This is a genomic window from Sediminibacterium sp., from assembly GCF_019264485.1.
GTDB lineage: Bacteria > Bacteroidota > Bacteroidia > Chitinophagales > Chitinophagaceae > Sediminibacterium.
The window spans coordinates 88,940-107,034 of sequence record NZ_JAHVAA010000007.1; the positions used below are offsets into that span (position 1 = coordinate 88,940).

Below are 18,095 nucleotides of genomic sequence, written 5' to 3' on the forward strand. Positions count from 1 at the left end.
TTAAATGCCAGGCAATTTTAAAGAAGTATGGCAAAGACATTATTTGAAAAAATTTGGGACAAGCATGTTGTCAAACAGATCGACGGAGGTCCGTCGGTATTGTATATTGATAAACATTTCATTCATGAAGTAACAAGTCCCCAGGCATTCAAGGGTATTGAAAAGCGGGGGCTTTCTGTTTTCAGACCTGACCAGGTTGTAGCCACGGCTGATCATAATGTACCTACACTGAACCAGCATCTGCCTATTAAAGATGAATTATCGCGTTTACAGGTACAGCAACTGATTGAAAATTGCAAGAAACACAATATTGAGTTGTATGGTTTAGGTCATCCTTTTCAGGGTATTGTACATGTAATCGGACCTGAATTGGGTATTACACAACCGGGTATGACGATTGTTTGTGGCGACAGTCATACATCAACACATGGTGCTTTCGGAGCCATTGCTTTTGGTATCGGCACCAGTGAAGTGGAAATGGTGTTTGCATCACAATGTTTGATGCAGAGCAACCCCAAACTGATGCGCATTAATATTGAAGGAGAACTGAATAAAGGAGTGGTATCGAAAGATATTATTCTTTATATCATCTCCAAAATATCTGCAAGTGGCGCAACGGGATATTTTGTAGAGTATGCAGGCTCGGCCATCCGATCACTTTCGATGGAAGCAAGAATGACCATTTGTAATATGAGTATTGAAATGGGTGCCCGTGGTGGTATGATAGCTCCCGATGAAATTACTTTCAGTTATATAAAAGGAAGGCAGTTTGCGCCATCAGGAGAACAATGGGAAAAGAAAATTGCAGACTGGAAAGAATTATACAGTGATGCTGAGGCAAAATTTAATGAAGAAATTCATATTAATGCATCGGCTATTGAACCCATGATAACTTATGGAACCAACCCGGGTTTGGGTATTGCTATCAACGGACTCGTTCCTGTTGCAGAAAGTATTCCTGATGAAGGCGAGCGCAACAATATCATGAAAGCATTACAATACATGGGATTGGAAAGCGGCAAATCATTACTGGGTATGCCTGTACAACATGTTTTTATTGGAAGCTGTACCAATTCGAGGATCGAAGACCTGCGAATGGTGGCGTCACTGATTAAAGGAAGAAAAAAACATGATCAGGTACAGGTGATGATTGTTCCCGGCTCACAACAGGTATCGAAACAGGTGCAGGCAGAAGGACTGGATAAGGTTTTCCGGGAAGCAGGTTTCGAAATACGACAGGCAGGTTGCAGTGCATGCCTGGGTATGAATGAAGACAAAATACCTGCAGGTGAATATTGTATCAGTACCAGTAACCGAAATTTTGAAGGCAGACAGGGAGCCGGTGCGAGAACATTGCTTGCCAGCCCGCTAACAGCAGCAGCAGCAGCAATAACAGGAGTAGTAACAGATGTAAGAGAACTAATATAAGCTGTGAGCTATGGGCTATGAGCCACGAGCATATTTTGCTCATAGCTCGTAGTTCACAGCCCCAAAGAAACATGAATAAAGTAACAACAATACAAAGCAGGTTTGTTCCGGTTACAATGGAGAACATTGATACCGATCAGATTATTCCTGCGCGCTTTTTGAAAGCGACGACCAGAGATGGGTTTGGTAAAAATTTGTTTCGCGACTGGCGTTATGCTAATGATGATGAACAGCAGCCTAAAGCAGACTTTATATTAAATAAGCCTGAATTCAGTGGAGAAATATTGGTAGCCGGAAAAAATTTCGGATGCGGCTCTTCACGTGAACATGCTGCATGGGCCATTAAGGATTATGGATTTGCTGCTGTAGTGTCGAGTTTTTTTGCAGACATCTTTAAAAACAATGCATTGAACAATGGATTGTTACCGGTGACAGTAAGTGAATCTTTTCTGCAACAGATTTTCGCACAGCCTAACACTACAACAATAACAATCGATCTGGCTGCACAAACCATCACTATTGATGCTACCGGGCAACAGGAATCATTTGAAATAAACAGTTATAAAAAAACCTGTTTACTGAATGGGTATGATGATATTGATTACCTGATCAGCATGAAACAGGAAATAGAAATATTTGAAAAAGAACTCGCATAAACCTGAGCTATGAATAAGAAGATTGCCGTTATACCCGGAGATGGAATTGGACCGGAAGTCACCAATCAATCCGTAAAAGTATTAGATGCAGTGGCTAAACGTTTTGGCCATCAGTTTGATTATCGCTATGCAGTTATGGGTGCTATTGCCATTGATCAAACCGGTAATCCTTTACCAGATGCAACTATTGATACCTGTTTACAAAGTGATGCTATTTTATTCGGAGCCATCGGTGATCCTAAGTATGATAACAATCCCGCTGCAACTGTTCGGCCTGAACAGGGTTTGCTTAAGCTGAGAAAAGTATTACAGCTCTATGCCAATATCAGACCCATTGATACCTATAAGGCATTGCAACATATGTCGCCCCTGAAAGCCAAACAACTGGAGAATGTTGATTTTGTAATTTTTCGTGAACTCACTGGCGGTATTTATTTCGGAAAAAAAGAATTACGGGCAGATGGAACAATAGCTATAGATGAATGCACTTATTCGACAGAAGAAATTGAACGTATCTCACATCTTGCATTTCAATATGCACAGAAAAGAAAAAAGAAACTTACACTGGTTGATAAGGCCAATGTACTGGAAACTTCAAGACTCTGGCGTAAAGTGGTTCAGCAATTGAGTAGTAATTACCCGGATGTTAGTGTTGATTATATGTTTGTTGATAATGCAGCTATGCAGATTATCCTCAACCCCGCCCAGTTTGATGTAGTATTAACTGAAAATATGTTTGGCGATATTATCAGTGATGAGGCCAGTGTGTTGAGTGGTTCGTTAGGATTATTACCATCAGCATCTGTTGGTAATACGGTTGCTTTATTTGAACCCATACATGGGTCATATCCACAGGCAGCAGGAAAAGATATAGCCAACCCATTGGGATCAATACTTTCTGCAGCTATGTTACTCGATCATTTTGGGTTACAGCAGGAAGCGGTGGCTGTTCGTAAAGCAGTTGAATGGACCCTCCTTAACGGATTTGTATCAAAAGATATAGACCCAATCAACAACTATTCCACAACAGCTATTGGTGACCTGATTGCAGATCATATAGAAAGAAATACCGACACAGAAATTGGTACAAATACAAGTCTGAATAAATCAACGATCATATAGATCGTCAAAATAAGGATGGGTTTAAAAATTGCAAGTGCGGCAAAATACTCTGGAGTATGCGCCGCACTTGGCTTTTAGAGTACAGCAATAACAAACGCTTGTTCGTAATAAAAACAGGTATTTGAAAATAAATACAAAAAGTTCTTTGTTTTTTTCGAGAGGTGGGATTATCTTCGTTATCAACGAGCACCACTCTATGTTCAAAAACAGTAACAATATTGTCAACAGCATCAACACAATTATTATTGTGGTTGTCATTATTATTCCTGCACTGAACGGAGGAGGAGCCCTTATGTAATTGTAACGAAAAAACTAAGCATACAGCCCCGCCTCCAAAAAGGCGGGGCTTTTTTATTTACAGCAAAAAAAAGAATATGTATTACGGTGAGTCAACAGTAGTGTATTTCAATGGTGCATTCATGAAAGCAGCGGATGCAAAGATTGACCTGTATGGACAGTCGCTGCATTATGGGTATGCAGTGTTTGAAGGCATCCGGTCATATGATACAGCAAACGGAACCCGCATTTTTAAAGCAAAGGAACACTATGATCGTTTGCGTTATTCGGCAGAAGTAATGGGCATTCCTTTTAATACTTCTACTGAAGAACTGACTGACTTGACTTATGAAGTATTGCAGCGCAATGGATTCAGTGATGCATATATAAGACCGGTGATACTCTGTTCGCCCAATATGTCATTATCAAAAGGAAAAGAAAGTTATCTCGCTATTACTGCATGGGAATGGACCAATGGATACCTCAGTAACCAGATGCGTATTATGACCTCATCTTATCGTCGCCCTAATCCAACCGGGTTTAAGATCAATGCAAAAGTATCGGGCCATTATGTGAATTCCATTCTCGCTTGTCAGGAAGCAAAAGATAATGGATATGATGAAGCATTGTTACTAGACATCGAAGGTAATGTAGCAGAAGGCCCCGGCGCCAATATATTCTACGAAAAAGAAGGCGTGTTGTACACACCGGCAACCGGAAATATTCTCCCTGGAATAACAAGAGCCACAGTATTGGGGTTGTGTGAATCACTGGAAATTCCTGTTGTAGAGAAAAAATTTAAACCAGAAGAAATGCGTGGTGCCGATAGTGCTTTCTTTTGTGGTACTGCTGCCGAAGTTGTTGCATTGGAATCAATGGACAATATTCCATTTACACAATCATGGGAAAATAGCCTAGGGAGTATATTACAAAAGGCATATAAAGCAAGCGTATTGGAAAAAGCATACAAACGCGAAACTATCGAAGCCTAAAAATCCTTGCCCCGGATTTTAATCCGGGAATAAAAAAGAATCATGAAAGAACTAAATAAATATTCAAAAACCATTACACAGGATGTTACACAACCTGCTGCACAAGCCATGTTTTACGGTATTGGCCTCACAGAAGAGGATCTTAAAAAGGCACAGGTAGGTGTGGTGAGCATGGGTTACGATGGAAACACTTGCAATATGCACCTAAATGATCTTGCAAAACTGGTTAAACAGGGTGTGTGGGATAATGAGCTGGTAGGTCTTATTTTCAACACCATTGGTGTAAGTGATGGCATGAGTAATGGTACCGATGGTATGCGCTATTCATTGGTAAGCAGAGATATCATTGCAGATTCCATAGAAGCTGTTTGCGGCGCACAATATTACGATGGTATTATCGCCCTGCCGGGTTGCGATAAAAATATGCCGGGCTCTCTTATTGCCATGGGACGCCTTAACCGTCCGGCCATTATGGTGTACGGCGGCACCATTGCACCAGGTCATTATAAAGGACAGGATTTGAATATTGTTTCTGCTTTTGAAGCATTGGGCCAGAAAATAGCTGGTAATTTATCGGAAGCAGATTTTAAAGGTATTGTACAACATTCATGTCCGGGTGCAGGAGCCTGTGGCGGTATGTATACGGCCAATACAATGGCTTCCGCTATAGAGGCATTAGGGATGAGCTTACCCTATTCCTCTTCTAACCCCGCATTGAGCGAAGAAAAAAAGCAGGAATGTCTGGATGCAGGTAAAGCCATCCGTCATTTACTGGAACTGGATATCAAGCCAAAAGATATCATGACAAGAAAAGCATTTGAAAATGCAATTACAGTGATCATGGTATTAGGTGGAAGCACCAATGCTGTATTGCATTTGATTGCCATGGCTAAAGCAGTAGATGTACTACTGACACAAGACGATTTTCAACATATCAGCGACAGGGTACCTGTACTTGCCGATTTTAAACCAAGCGGCAAATACCTGATGCAGGACTTACATCAATATGGAGGTCTGCCCGCAGTGATGAAATACATGTTACAAAAAGGATTACTGCATGGTGACTGTTTAACAGTTACCGGAAAAACACTGGCAGAGAATCTTTCATCGGTGCCGGATCTTGATTTTAATCAGCAACAGATTATCCTCCCGCTAGAAAATCCTGTGAAAGCAACTGGTCATTTACAAATACTCTACGGCAACCTCGCCGAAAATGGAAGCGTAGCAAAAATCAGCGGGAAAGAAGGTGAATTGTTTGAAGGACCTGCGCGGGTATTTGATGGTGAACATGCATTGATTGATGGCATCAATACTGGTAAAATAAAAAAAGGAGATGTAGTCGTGATCCGTTATGTAGGCCCCAAAGGTGGGCCAGGTATGCCTGAAATGCTGAAACCTACATCTGCCATTATTGGTGCGGGGCTCGGCAAATCGGTTGCCCTGATTACTGACGGAAGATTTAGCGGAGGTACACATGGATTTGTGGTTGGACATATTACACCCGAAGCATATGATGGAGGATTGATTGCGCTGGTACAGGATGAGGATATAATTGAACTGAATGTGGCAACAAAAAAAATGACACTTAAAGTAGCAGGCGAAGAAATTGACAGGAGAAGGGCGAAGTGGAAAAGGCCTGCATTGAATGCTACTAAAGGGGTGTTGTTTAAATACGCACAGGTGGTAAAAGATGCATCGCAAGGCTGTGTAACAGATGAATTATAATCAAATCATTTATAACTGAAATAAGATGGAAGCAGTGATAGTTGCAAAAGAAGAGGTAAAGCCAAAGCAAGGCACTGAATTAAGTGGCTCACAGGCAGTACTGGAAGCATTGATTGCAGAAAAAGTGGATACCGTTTTCGGATATCCCGGCGGAGCCATCATGCCTATTTATGATGCTTTGTACGATTATCATGAGCAGTTAAAACATATTCTTGTTCGTCATGAACAAGGGGGCATACATGCTGCACAGGGCTATGCACGTTCATCGGGTAAAGTAGGTGTGGTATTTGCTACCAGCGGTCCCGGTGCTACCAATCTTGTAACAGGGTTGGCTGATGCACAGATCGATAGCACACCGTTGGTATGTATAACAGGTCAGGTATTTGCTCACTTGCTGGGTACTGATGCGTTTCAGGAAACAGATGTTATCAATATTACTGCACCCGTTACCAAATGGAATTACCAGGTAACAGATGCAATAGAAATTCCTGAAGTACTGGCCAAAGCTTTTTATATCGCAAGAAGTGGAAGACCCGGACCGGTATTAATTGATATTACCAAAAATGCACAGCTACAGAAATTTGACTACCAGGGTTATTGTAAATGCGATCATATCAGAAGTTATAGACCCAAACCCATAATACGTAATGAATTTATTGAAGAAGCCGCAAAACTGATCAACGCTGCCGAAAAACCATTTGTGGTTTTTGGTCAGGGTGTAATACTGGGTAAGGCAGAAAAAGAATTTAAATGTTTTATTGAAAAATCAGGTATCCCGGCAGCATGGACCATACTGGGGTTAAGCGCATTACCAACCGAGCATCCATTGAATATGGGTATGTTGGGTATGCATGGTAATTATGGTCCGAATGTAATGACCAATGAATGTGATGTATTGATAGCAGTGGGGATGCGTTTTGACGACCGTGTAACCGGTAGACTTGATAAATACGCCAAACAGGCCAAAGTAATTCATCTCGATATTGATCCTTCGGAGATAGATAAAAATGTAAAAGCAACTGTAGGTGTATGGGGCGATTGTAAAGAAACTTTACCCCTGCTGACTAAGCTGATACAGTCAAAAGTTTATCCGCAGTGGGTAGAAAAATTTAAAAACTTTCAGCAGGAAGAAGAAACACAGGTAATTTTTGATGAACTGCATCCCGATACAGAGCAGCTTACAATGGGTGAAGTATTACGTGTGCTGAATGAATTAACCAATGGAGATGCCATTATTGTAACAGATGTTGGACAGCATCAGATGGTGGCTTGTCGTTATGCCAAATTCAATCAAACCAGGAGCAATGTTACATCAGGTGGTTTAGGCACTATGGGTTTCGCATTGCCCGCAGCCATTGGAGCCAAATTCGGGGCACCCGAACGAACGGTTGTTGCCATTATTGGCGACGGAGGCATTCAGATGACTATTCAGGAATTAGGCACCATTATGCAAACAGGAATCAATGTAAAAATATTGATTCTAAATAACCAGTTCCTTGGTATGGTACGTCAGTGGCAGCAATTATTTCACGATAAACGCTATTCGTTTGTAGATATCGCGAGCCCCGATTATGTAATGGTTGCCAAAGGATATGGTATTGAAGGAAACAGTGTAAAAGACAGGGCCTTATTACAACCGGCCCTTGAAACCATGCTTCAGCATAATGGTTCTTACCTGCTGGAAGTAATGGTAGGAAAAGAAAACAACGTATTTCCGATGGTACCACAGGGTTGTAGTGTTAGTGAAATAAGATTAAAATAATTGTATGAGTAAACAGGAATTTACAATCACGGTTTATACAGAAAACCATATTGGTTTACTGAATCGTATTGCAATCATCTTCTCCAGAAGAAAAATCAATATTGAAAGCCTCAATACTTCACCTTCTGAAGTAGAAGGTATTCACAGGTTTACCATTGTTATTGACGAACTGGAAGAAGTGGTTCGTAAACTGGTAAGACAGATTGAGAAGCAGGTGGAAGTATTAAAGGCCTATTATAATACCAATGATGAGATTGTTTGGCAGGAGCTGGCCTTATATAAAGTCTCTACCGATGAAATAACGGAAAAGGTAAAAGTAGAAAGACTGCTGAGGGAGTACGGAGCCAGGGCTGTTGTGATAAGAAAAGACTATACCATTTTTGAAACGAGTGGTCATCGCGAAGAAACAAATAAACTGATTGCTGTGCTGGAACCACATGGTCTTATTGAGTTTGTAAGAAGCGCAAGGGTAGCTATTATTAAGGCAAGCAGAGGGTTTCATGAAAAAATTAAAGAGTTTGAAGCCAAGGACCCTGGTGATGAAGTAATTGAAAATGAATACCTGGGACAACAGGATGAAATATTTACTATGTAACAATCAACAAAAACTTATAAAACAATTATCATGGCAAAATTAAATTTTGGCGGCGTAGAAGAAAATGTAGTTACCCGCGAAGAATTTCCGCTTGCAAAAGCACAAGAGGTACTGAAAAATGAAACAGTAGCTGTTATTGGTTATGGTGTTCAGGGACCAGGACAGGCATTGAATCAGAAAGAAAACGGGATCAATGTTATTGTTGGGCAGAGAAAAAATTCCAAGAGTTGGGATAAAGCCGTTCGTGATGGTTTTGTTCCCGGAGAATCATTATTTGAAATTGAAGAAGCACTGGAACGCGGCACTATTATATGTTACCTGCTGAGTGATGCGGCACAAATTAAATTATGGCCTACTGTACAAAAATATTTAACGCCCGGAAAAGCATTGTATTTCTCACATGGTTTCGGTGTAACTTATAAAGAACAAACAGGTATTGTTCCACCTGCCGATGTAGATGTGTTCCTGGTGGCTCCCAAAGGTTCAGGTACATCATTACGCCGCATGTTTTTACAGGGTCGCGGACTAAACAGCAGTTATGCTATTTTTCAGGATGCAACCGGTCGTGCTTTTGAACGGGTAGTGGCATTGGGTATTGCAATTGGAAGCGGTTACCTGTTTGAAACAGATTTCAAAAAAGAAGTGTACAGCGATCTTACCGGAGAACGTGGCACATTGATGGGTGCCATACAGGGCATTTTTGCAGCACAATTTCAGGTGTTACGTGCAAAAGGACACTCGCCATCTGAAGCATTTAATGAAACAGTTGAAGAATTGACACAATCACTTATGCCGCTGGTAGCTGAAAACGGAATGGACTGGATGTATGCGAACTGTTCAACTACGGCACAACGTGGTGCATTGGATTGGTGGAAGAAATTCAGAGATGCCACATTACCTGTATTTACAGAATTATATGAAAGTGTAGCCGCCGGTAAAGAAGCAGCTAAGTCAATTGAAAGTAACAGTAAAGCCGACTATCGTGAGAAACTGGAAGAGGAGCTGAAAGAATTACGCGACAGCGAATTATGGCAGGCAGGTAAAACCGTAAGAAGTTTACGCCCGGAAAACCAGAAGGTAAGCGAAGCTGTGGAAGCATAAATACTTAAATGATATGGCCCTCTCTCATAAAAGAGAGGGCCAACAGTAACAGATATGAACATAGCAACAACACATATACTCAACTTTCAGGCAGCAGCAGATCGTTTACAGCATGTGGTAAACCGAACCCCATTGATGTATAATGATGCATTATCGCGTAGGTATAACTGTAATGTTTACCTGAAAAGAGAGGACTTGCAGGTAGTGCGTTCATATAAGTTACGTGGCGCTTATAATATGATGAGCAGTTTAAGGACAGATCAGTTGCAGCATGGTGTGGTATGTGCGAGTGCAGGCAATCATGCGCAGGGTTTTGCGTATAGCTGTAAAAAACTGAATATAAAAGGGGTGGTATTCATGCCCATCATTACCCCAAACCAGAAAGTGAGCCAGACTAAAATGTTTGGAGAAGGTTTTGTTGAAGTAAAGCTCACAGGAGATACGTTTGATGATTGTGCCGCAGCCGCCAAACAATATACATTGGAGCACCAAATGACTTTTATACCACCCTTTGACGACCTGCGAATTATTGAAGGACAGGCAACGGTGGGTATGGAGATTATGGAAGATCAGTCTGAGATTGATTACCTGTTTGTTCCCGTTGGTGGTGGTGGATTAAGTGCAGGTGTAGGCAGTTACTTTAAAACATTTTCACCCAAAACAAAAATTATAGGTGTAGAACCTGAAGGGGCCCCTTCAATGACAGAAGCGCTGAAAGCTGGCAAACCTGTTATATTAGACCAGATTGAACGTTTTGTAGACGGTGCAGCCGTAAAACGAGTGGGCGATATTACGTTTGATATCTGTAAAGATGTACTGGATGATATGAAACTGGTACCCGAGGGTCGTGTATGCTCAACCATTTTACGGATGTATAATGAAGACGCCATTGTGGCTGAGCCAGCCGGAGTTTTATCAATTGCAGCGCTCGACGATTATGCCAGCGAGATTAAAGGAAAAAATGTGGTGTGTATTGTGAGTGGCAGTAATAATGATATAGACCGCATGCAGGAAATCAAAGAACGATCACTGCAGTATGAGGGACTTAAGCATTATTTCCTGATTCGTTTTGCTCAGCGCCCGGGTGCACTGAAACAATTTGTGAACGATGTATTGGGAGCAAATGATGACATCACCCGCTTTGAATATATGCAAAAGCACAACAAAGAAACAGGCCCTGCACTGGTTGGTATTGAACTGAAATCAAAAAAAGATTATGAAATACTAATCGATAACCTGAATAAACACCAAATCAACTATACTGAACTTAGTAAACAGGATAATCTTTTTGGCTACCTGGTATAAAAATCCGAAAAGTATACTATCTTTATAGAGTAATGAAACAACAGCAGTCAAATATCACTCCTCTACAAACAGTTCAACTGTTTACTGCTACTATTATTACCACCACTACAACCCTGTAAGGGGTTAATTATTCTATATCATACCATGGGTCAGCAGACTGTTTTCACTGAGAGACAGTTGTCTTATTTTCTCATTTATTATCAAATCATATTATGAAGGTTCTCAAATTCGGCGGAAGTTCGGTAGCCAACGCGGCGAATATTGAAAAAGTAGTCAATATTGTTATGCAGCAGCCAACTACAGAAAAAATTGCAGTAGTGGTTTCTGCAATGGGTGGTGTTACAGATAGTCTTTTAAAAATTGCATCTTTCGCTGCAACAGCAGATGAAACATATAAAACATTGCTGGAAGAATTGGAGCAGAAACACCTTGAAACAGTTCGTGTTTTATTGCCTATACAACAGCAGAGTGCCACGCTTAGCCTTGTAAAACAACAGTTCAACGATTTAGAAGGTATTTGTGATGGTGTTTACTTGTTGAAAGAACTTTCACTTCGCACGCAAGATAAAATTGTTGGTTATGGAGAACTCCTTTCATCGCAGATTGTTGCAGCAAAACTTCAATCTTTAGGTGTGCAGCAACTATGGGTCGACTCAAGACACCTGATCGTTACCAACTCGAATCATTCCAATGCCGGTGTTGATTTTTTTGTAACCAACGAGAGAATCGTTTCCTGGTTTAAAGCCAATGAAGCGAAATATTATGTGATTCCCGGATTTATTGCAGCCAATCAGGCAGAACATACCACCACACTGGGAAGGGGAGGATCGGACTATACCGGCGCTATTTATGCGGCCGCACTGGATGCTTCGGTGTTGGAAATATGGACAGATGTAAGCGGTATGATGACAGCAGACCCGCGTCTGGTTTCGAATGCAAAACCAATTGAACGTATTTCATATCAGGAGGCAATGGAGCTCTCACATTTTGGAGCTAAAATTATTTATCCTCCTACCATACAGCCCGTAATGATTAAAAAAATACCTGTATGGATTAAAAATACATTTGAGCCGCAAGCTGTTGGAACAGTAATAGAAAATCATGCACCCAATGCAGACGGATTTATAAGAGGAATATCAAGTATTACCAGTATCAGCTTGCTAAGTTTGGAAGGAAGCGGAATGGTGGGTATACCCGGATTTTCAAAACGCTTATTTGAATCACTGGCCAATGAACAGGTGAATGTGATATTAATTACCCAAAGTTCATCCGAACATTCTATTTGTGTAGGTATTAATGAAGCGGATACATTAAAGGCGAAACGTGCGGTTGATGCGGTATTCAGTTACGAGATACAAACAGGTAAAGTAGATCCGTTAACAGTGGAAACCAACCTCGCAATAGTTGCACTGGTGGGCGAGCAAATGAAGAGCCACCCGGGCGTAAGTGGAAAAATGTTTGGAGCCCTGGGACGAAATGGTATTAATATAAGAGCTATTGCGCAGGGCTCATCAGAAAAAAATATTTCAGCTGTTATTGCCACTAAAGATGTACGGAAAGCCATCAATGTACTGCATGAAGTTTTTTTTGAAACGAGTTATAAGCAATTGAACGTGTTTATTGCAGGTGCTGGCAATGTAGGTGGTAAATTAGTGGCACAAATAAAACAACAACAACAATTTTTGCAAGATCAACTCAACCTGCAGGTAAGAGTAGTAGGAATAGCCAACAGTAAGAAAGCATTACTGGCAGATCAGGGTATAGAATTGGATCAGTGGCAAAACTTACTGGCCCAGGCACCCGCTTCCGGCATTAAAGATTTTGTTCAACAAATCAGGGAGAAAAACCTTAGAAACAGTGTGTTTGTAGATGTTACAGCCAATGAAGAAGTTGCAACAGTATATGAGCAACTACTTGAAAAGAGTATTTCAGTAGTAGCTTGTAATAAAATAGCCTGTTCGTCTGCTTATGTAAATTACCAGCGACTGAAATCTCTGGCAAGAGAGTATAATTCACTTTTCTTATTCGAAACCAATGTAGGTGCTGGTTTACCGGTAATCGGTACATTAAATGATTTGTTGCGTAGTGGCGATCAGGTAAATAAAATCAAAGCTGTTCTGTCAGGCACACTGAATTATGTTTTCAATCATTACGATGGGACAAAACCTTTTGCAGAAATTGTGCGACAGGCACAGGCAGAAGGATATACAGAACCTGATCCGAGGCTGGATTTAGGAGGCACCGATGTAATGCGAAAAATCATGATCCTGGCCAGAGAAGCCGGGCAGAAAATGGAAATGGCTCAGATTACAAACAGGTATTTCTTACCCGAATCTTGTTTTAAGGGGTCGGTAGAAGATTTCTATGCCGAAATGACTAAACAGGAAACCCATTTCAGGTCGTTATTTGAAAAAGCATCGGCAGAAGGAGCGAAACTGAAATTTGTGGCTACCTATGAAAATGGGAAAGCAGAAGTTGGATTGGAACATATACAACCCAGTTCAGACTTCTATCATTTGTATGGAAAAGATAACCTTGTACTGTTTTATACAGATCGTTATCCGGAACAGCCATTGGTAATCAAAGGTGCAGGTGCGGGTGCAGATGTTACTGCATCTGGTGTATTTGCAGATATTATACGTGTAGCAAGAATTTAATTTATATGGAAACAGACAGTATTATTAAAGTACATGCTCCGGCTACTGTAGCCAATATGGTATGTGGATTTGATATTCTCGGGTTTGCCGTAAAAGAACCCTATGATGAAATGTGGATACGATTCACGGATAAGCCCGGTATTACAATCATTAATACAGATCAGTATCAGCTTCCTGTTGAGCCGGAAAAAAATGTAGCGGGAGCTGCGTTACTGGCCATGCTAGAGGAGCTAACCATACCTGTTGGATTTGAACTCACCATTCATAAACATATCAAACCCGGTAGTGGTGTAGGCTCCAGTGCAGCCAGCTCAGCAGGTGCAGTAGTAGCCGCCAATACTTTGCTGCAGGGCATTTTTAGTAAAGAAGACCTTGTTCGTTTTGCCATGAACGGAGAAAAACTGGCATCAGGCGTAAAACATGCCGATAATATTGCACCCTGTATTTATGGAGGCGTAACCCTCATCAGGTCTATTCATCCTTTAGATATAGTTGCACTAACCGCACCACCATTATTTGTTACCATTGTTCATCCACAAATAGAAGTACGTACTGCCGATGCAAGAAGTATCCTTAAAAAACAGGTCTATCTCAAAGACGCCATTAAACAGTGGGGTAATATAGCAGGACTGGTTACAGGTTTATTACAAAGTGATTATGATTTGATAGGCCGCTCACTGGAAGACGTTTTGATTGAACCTGTAAGAAGTATTCTTATTCCGGGATTTAGTGCAGTGAAAGAAAAAAGCAGGGAAGCAGGAGCGCTGGGTGGAGGAATTTCAGGTTCAGGACCCTCAATTTTTATGTTGAGCAAAGATGAAAAAACAGCGTTTGCAGTAGAGCAGGTTATGAAAGAAATTTACCAGCATCTGGGTTTGGAACATCATACTTATGTAACTACTATTCATTCATCGGGAGTAGATATTATAGAAGAATAAAAACAAAGGCATGCGTTACTATAGTTTAAACAGGCAATCGCCTGATGTTGATTTCAGGGAAGCTACTATTCGGGGACAGGCGCCTGATAAAGGTTTGTATTTTCCTGAACGGGTACCAAAATTAGCAGCATCATTTTTTGAGCAAATGGGGCAGATGAGCAAAGAAGAAGTAGCGTATGAAATCATGCAGCCCTACATTGGTAATACCATTGATACAGGCACACTAAAAAAGATCGTGGCAGAAACAATCAATTTTCCATTCCCACTGGTGCCGGTAAATGAACAAATTGATTCACTCGAATTATTTCATGGACCCACGCTGGCATTCAAAGATGTAGGTGCACGTTTTATGAGTCGCTGCCTGGGTTATTTTTCTAGAAACCAGGATAAAAAAACAACGGTACTTGTGGCTACTTCAGGTGATACAGGTGGTGCTGTAGCCAATGGCTTTCTTGGTGTAGATGGAGTAGAGGTAATTATATTATATCCATCGGGTAAAGTGAGTCAGGTGCAGGAATTGCAGTTAACCACCTGTGGTCAGAATATTACTGCACTGGAAGTAAAAGGCAGTTTCGACGATTGCCAGGCAATGGTAAAAGACGCATTTATGGATGCCGACTTACAGCAATATCTCCAGCTTACTTCGGCCAATTCTATTAATGTGGCACGCTGGTTACCACAGCAGCTATATTATTTTTTTGCTTTACAGCAATGGACTGACAAAGAAAATTTCCCCGTTATATCGGTCCCCAGTGGCAATTTCGGAAATATTTGTGCAGGCTTGCTGGCGAGATATTCAGGACTGCCAATACCAACTTTTATTGCTGCCTGTAATGTTAATGATACCATTTCAGCCTTTCTCACAACAGGAATACATACACCAAAAGAAACCATCTCTACAGTATCAAATGCTATGGATGTGGGTAATCCCAGTAATTTAATCAGGATTATCGAGTTGTTTAAAATAGCGGGTGTGCCGGTGAAAAACATATTACAAAGTGTAACCGTTACCGATGCAGAAACGATAGATTGTATCAGCTCTGTGTATGATAAGTATGGTTATTTGTTAGATCCTCATGGAGCTGTTGCATACCACGCATTGGAGAAATGTACAGGACCAGATCAAAAAGGTATTATGCTTGAAACAGCACATCCGGTTAAGTTCCCTGATACGGTAAAAAAAGCAATCGGTAAAGAGCCGCAGGTACCTGATGTCATCCAGCCACTGTTTCAGTTACAAAAACAGGCTATTAACATAAGTCCCTCTTTTTCAGTATTAAAAGAATGGTTGCTGAGCAGGTAAGATTCAGGCATTTTTCTTGTTGAAATAAATGATGAAAGTAGTGCCCTTTTCTACTTCACTAACGGCTGTAATAGAGCCACCCATGGCTTCTACCTGGGTTTTTGTAATGAACAGACCCACGCCTTTCGCTTCTTCATGACGATGAAAGGTTTTATTCAGGCCAAATAATTTATCACTATGCCTGTTCAGGTCGATACCTAATCCATTGTCTTTAAATTTCAGGATGAGCACGCCATTTTCAAATAATGTTTCAGCAAAAATGACAGGTGTCCGTAATGGGGATCTGTATTTAAGTGAATTGGAAAGCAGGTTTTGCATAATACTTTCAAGATAGAGTCTGGGATACTCGATAGCAGGAGCTTTGGTGAAATTAAAACTAACCACAGCTTCCGTTTCCATGATCTTCCCAATCATGCTGTCCTTTACTTTTTTGAAAATATCTTCAAATAACAAAGACTCTCTTTTTTTGCCGGTATCCTCCTGTATTTTTAGTGCATCCACCAACTCGTTAAGCGTCTCAGACAGGTTATGTATAACTGTTTCAAATTTTTCGAACAACAGCGCTTTCTCTTCTTCCGTCTGACTTTCTTTATACAACCATAATAAAGAGTTCAGATTACTTACCGGAGATCGTAAATTATGAGAAGTGATATGTGCAAAGTTGAGTAGTTGCTGGTTTTTTTGCTGTAGTTGCAGTGATAGTATTTCCTGTTCTGTTCTTGATTTTTTCATTTCGGTAAAATCAGTCGCTACTCCGCAGATGGCAAATACGTTGTTTTTTTCATCAAGTAAAGGAAATTTGTTGGTGAGCATTGTTTTGTAAGTTCCCTTTACAAAAGCAGTCATTTCTGCGGTATTGGCTTCTTTTGAAGCGATAATAGCAGATTCGTTACTTACCAGTTTTGCGGCTATTTCTTCGGAAAAAAGATCAAAAGCTGTTTTTCCTACAACATCATTTACATCGAGATCGAAATCGACAGCAAAACGTTTGTTTACCAAAAGATATTTTCCACTGATGTCTTTTACAAAAATAGCAGCTGAAGTATTATTGACAATACCTTTTAAGAGTTGTTCGTTTTTCCAAAGCTCGTTCCTGCTTTCCTGTAAGGCTTTAACCGATTCGTTCAACTCATTGGTTCTTTGCTCTACTATTCTTTCCAGGTTTTTATTCAAGCTGAGTAACTGGTCTTCAGCAATATTTTTCTTATTGTTAATCCGGTTCAGTTGCCGGGCGGTCATAGATATAAGAAATAACCCGACAAGCGTGAATGATGTGGCGAATAGCGCAATACCAAATTCAACACTGATTAATCCTTCCCGGTGTAAATAAATACGAATAAGGCTTAATAACAGTACCGCAATGGTAAGTGTAGGAAACAACCGCCTTGCCATTGTACTTCCTACACCATCACCTGTTAATAAACCAGTAATGCCTAAGCGGTGATTCCGGAATGAGGCTGCAACAGAACTCACCATGAAAGCAATAGCTGTATGAATGGCCATTGAGCCCATGGCAGACAACTTGTAAAAAATAGGAACATCCAAAAGATACCCGGTAATAGCAAGAAATGCAATCAGCGAAACAATATGTAATAAATATTGCGCAAATATTCTTAAAGCAGTATTGTTTGCATTGATAAACAGAAAAGCTGTTCCTATAAAAAAAAATGAAAGGGCCGTTCCTTGTGCCATCCTGCCAGGAGAAAATGAACCATCTTTCAGTGCAAAATGATCTGGCACAAAAAACTGATCAATGCCTGCAGTAAAACCAGCAATTGGCTGTAAAAAAGTACAAAGTCCTGTAACTATTAATACTAAACTAAATGCCAATTGCAGCCATTTCCATTTTTCTGAAGCTATTGTATACAAGCTTATGCCAGTGAGCACAAACAATATAGCAGTATTAAATTTCATGCTTACATATGAGGGTATAATACTGGTGAGTACCTGTATTTTAAGAAGCCATCCTGTCAGTACAATAATTCCAAGTACAATCAAAAAAATTGCAGATAGTTTGATATACTTCTTATTTATACCCTGTTTCATGAAATGGATAAAGGTTGTTAAGGTAGTTTTAAAGTTAAAAAAATAAATGTAGAATAAGAAGTTTAAATATGAATCCTATGCCAGTTGAACCTTACTTATGAAAACCAGGCAGTAGTTTACTGATATTAGTGACCCAAGTACTTGTAAGGATATCTATTAGTATGCGTCATACCGTTTGTGAAAGCTGCT

General features: G+C 40.5%; 13 protein-coding genes. 12 read left to right on the forward strand and 1 reads right to left on the reverse strand.

Translation table 11 applies throughout. From position 1 onward, the window contains the following. The first annotated feature begins 27 nt into the window (after positions 1 to 27). The 12 genes from leuC to thrC all read left to right on the forward strand — a co-directional run bounded on the left by leuC (position 28) and on the right by thrC (position 15,860). Positions 28 to 1,428: a 3-isopropylmalate dehydratase large subunit gene (gene leuC / locus KXJ59_RS04840; RefSeq protein ID WP_295201759.1), complete on the forward strand. Its 1,401-nt coding sequence runs from the start codon at positions 28 to 30 to the stop codon at positions 1,426 to 1,428. A gap of 71 nt (positions 1,429 to 1,499) precedes the next feature. Then, positions 1,500 to 2,084 carry a 3-isopropylmalate dehydratase small subunit gene (gene leuD / locus KXJ59_RS04845; RefSeq protein ID WP_295201761.1) on the forward strand — a complete coding sequence of 195 codons (585 nt, stop codon included), beginning with the start codon at positions 1,500 to 1,502 and terminating at the stop codon, positions 2,082 to 2,084. A 9-nt stretch (positions 2,085 to 2,093) separates the two neighbouring features. Next, positions 2,094 to 3,206: a 3-isopropylmalate dehydrogenase gene (gene leuB, locus KXJ59_RS04850; RefSeq protein ID WP_295201764.1), complete on the forward strand. Its 1,113-nt coding sequence runs from the start codon at positions 2,094 to 2,096 to the stop codon at positions 3,204 to 3,206. 374 nt (positions 3,207 to 3,580) lie between these two features. Further along, the gene (locus tag KXJ59_RS04855; protein ID WP_295201767.1) at positions 3,581 to 4,474 is read left to right on the forward strand and encodes a branched-chain amino acid transaminase; all 894 of its coding nucleotides are present in this window, start codon (positions 3,581 to 3,583) and stop codon (positions 4,472 to 4,474) included. Positions 4,475 to 4,516: 42 nt separating this feature from the next. Continuing rightward, on the forward strand, positions 4,517 to 6,199 hold the full coding sequence (gene ilvD / locus KXJ59_RS04860) for a dihydroxy-acid dehydratase (protein WP_295201769.1): 1,683 nt from the start codon (positions 4,517 to 4,519) through the stop codon (positions 6,197 to 6,199). A gap of 25 nt (positions 6,200 to 6,224) precedes the next feature. Beyond that, positions 6,225 to 7,961 (forward strand): biosynthetic-type acetolactate synthase large subunit, encoded by a 1,737-nt coding sequence (gene ilvB, locus KXJ59_RS04865; protein ID WP_295201771.1) that lies wholly within the window; start codon positions 6,225 to 6,227, stop codon positions 7,959 to 7,961. A gap of 4 nt (positions 7,962 to 7,965) precedes the next feature. Further along, positions 7,966 to 8,556 carry an acetolactate synthase small subunit gene (gene ilvN, locus KXJ59_RS04870; protein WP_295201774.1) on the forward strand — a complete coding sequence of 197 codons (591 nt, stop codon included), beginning with the start codon at positions 7,966 to 7,968 and terminating at the stop codon, positions 8,554 to 8,556. A gap of 30 nt (positions 8,557 to 8,586) precedes the next feature. Beyond that, positions 8,587 to 9,657: a ketol-acid reductoisomerase gene (ilvC, locus tag KXJ59_RS04875; protein ID WP_295201777.1), complete on the forward strand. Its 1,071-nt coding sequence runs from the start codon at positions 8,587 to 8,589 to the stop codon at positions 9,655 to 9,657. 54 nt (positions 9,658 to 9,711) lie between these two features. Continuing rightward, positions 9,712 to 10,962: a threonine ammonia-lyase gene (gene ilvA, locus KXJ59_RS04880; protein WP_295201779.1), complete on the forward strand. Its 1,251-nt coding sequence runs from the start codon at positions 9,712 to 9,714 to the stop codon at positions 10,960 to 10,962. A 212-nt stretch (positions 10,963 to 11,174) separates the two neighbouring features. Beyond that, positions 11,175 to 13,619: a bifunctional aspartate kinase/homoserine dehydrogenase I gene (gene thrA / locus KXJ59_RS04885; RefSeq protein ID WP_295201780.1), complete on the forward strand. Its 2,445-nt coding sequence runs from the start codon at positions 11,175 to 11,177 to the stop codon at positions 13,617 to 13,619. Between the two features lie 5 nt (positions 13,620 to 13,624). Beyond that, on the forward strand, positions 13,625 to 14,557 hold the full coding sequence (locus KXJ59_RS04890) for a homoserine kinase (RefSeq protein WP_295201783.1): 933 nt from the start codon (positions 13,625 to 13,627) through the stop codon (positions 14,555 to 14,557). A 10-nt stretch (positions 14,558 to 14,567) separates the two neighbouring features. Continuing rightward, positions 14,568 to 15,860, forward strand: a complete 1,293-nt coding sequence (gene thrC, locus KXJ59_RS04895) for a threonine synthase (protein WP_295201786.1) — start codon at positions 14,568 to 14,570, stop codon at positions 15,858 to 15,860. A 3-nt stretch (positions 15,861 to 15,863) separates the two neighbouring features. On the opposite strand, the gene KXJ59_RS04900 is transcribed toward thrC, so the two are convergent. Next, positions 15,864 to 17,906, reverse strand: a complete 2,043-nt coding sequence (locus KXJ59_RS04900; RefSeq protein ID WP_295201788.1) for an ATP-binding protein — start codon at positions 17,904 to 17,906, stop codon at positions 15,864 to 15,866. Positions 17,907 to 18,095: the final 189 nt, after the last annotated feature.

Excerpts from the sequence above, each read along its gene's own strand:
- KXJ59_RS04900 (WP_295201788.1), bottom strand. The coding sequence starts at position 17,906 with ATGAAACAGGGTATAAATAAGAAGTATATCAAACTATCTGCAATTTTT.
- ilvA (WP_295201779.1), top strand. The coding sequence starts at position 9,712 with ATGAACATAGCAACAACACATATACTCAACTTTCAGGCAGCAGCAGAT.
- leuB (WP_295201764.1), top strand. The coding sequence starts at position 2,094 with ATGAATAAGAAGATTGCCGTTATACCCGGAGATGGAATTGGACCGGAA.
- KXJ59_RS04890 (WP_295201783.1), top strand. The coding sequence starts at position 13,625 with ATGGAAACAGACAGTATTATTAAAGTACATGCTCCGGCTACTGTAGCC.
- ilvD (WP_295201769.1), top strand. The coding sequence starts at position 4,517 with ATGAAAGAACTAAATAAATATTCAAAAACCATTACACAGGATGTTACA.
- ilvC (WP_295201777.1), top strand. The coding sequence starts at position 8,587 with ATGGCAAAATTAAATTTTGGCGGCGTAGAAGAAAATGTAGTTACCCGC.
- leuC (WP_295201759.1), top strand. The coding sequence starts at position 28 with ATGGCAAAGACATTATTTGAAAAAATTTGGGACAAGCATGTTGTCAAA.
- thrA (WP_295201780.1), top strand. The coding sequence starts at position 11,175 with ATGAAGGTTCTCAAATTCGGCGGAAGTTCGGTAGCCAACGCGGCGAAT.
- KXJ59_RS04855 (WP_295201767.1), top strand. The coding sequence starts at position 3,581 with ATGTATTACGGTGAGTCAACAGTAGTGTATTTCAATGGTGCATTCATG.
- thrC (WP_295201786.1), top strand. The coding sequence starts at position 14,568 with ATGCGTTACTATAGTTTAAACAGGCAATCGCCTGATGTTGATTTCAGG.
- leuD (WP_295201761.1), top strand. The coding sequence starts at position 1,500 with ATGAATAAAGTAACAACAATACAAAGCAGGTTTGTTCCGGTTACAATG.
- ilvN (WP_295201774.1), top strand. The coding sequence starts at position 7,966 with ATGAGTAAACAGGAATTTACAATCACGGTTTATACAGAAAACCATATT.
- ilvB (WP_295201771.1), top strand. The coding sequence starts at position 6,225 with ATGGAAGCAGTGATAGTTGCAAAAGAAGAGGTAAAGCCAAAGCAAGGC.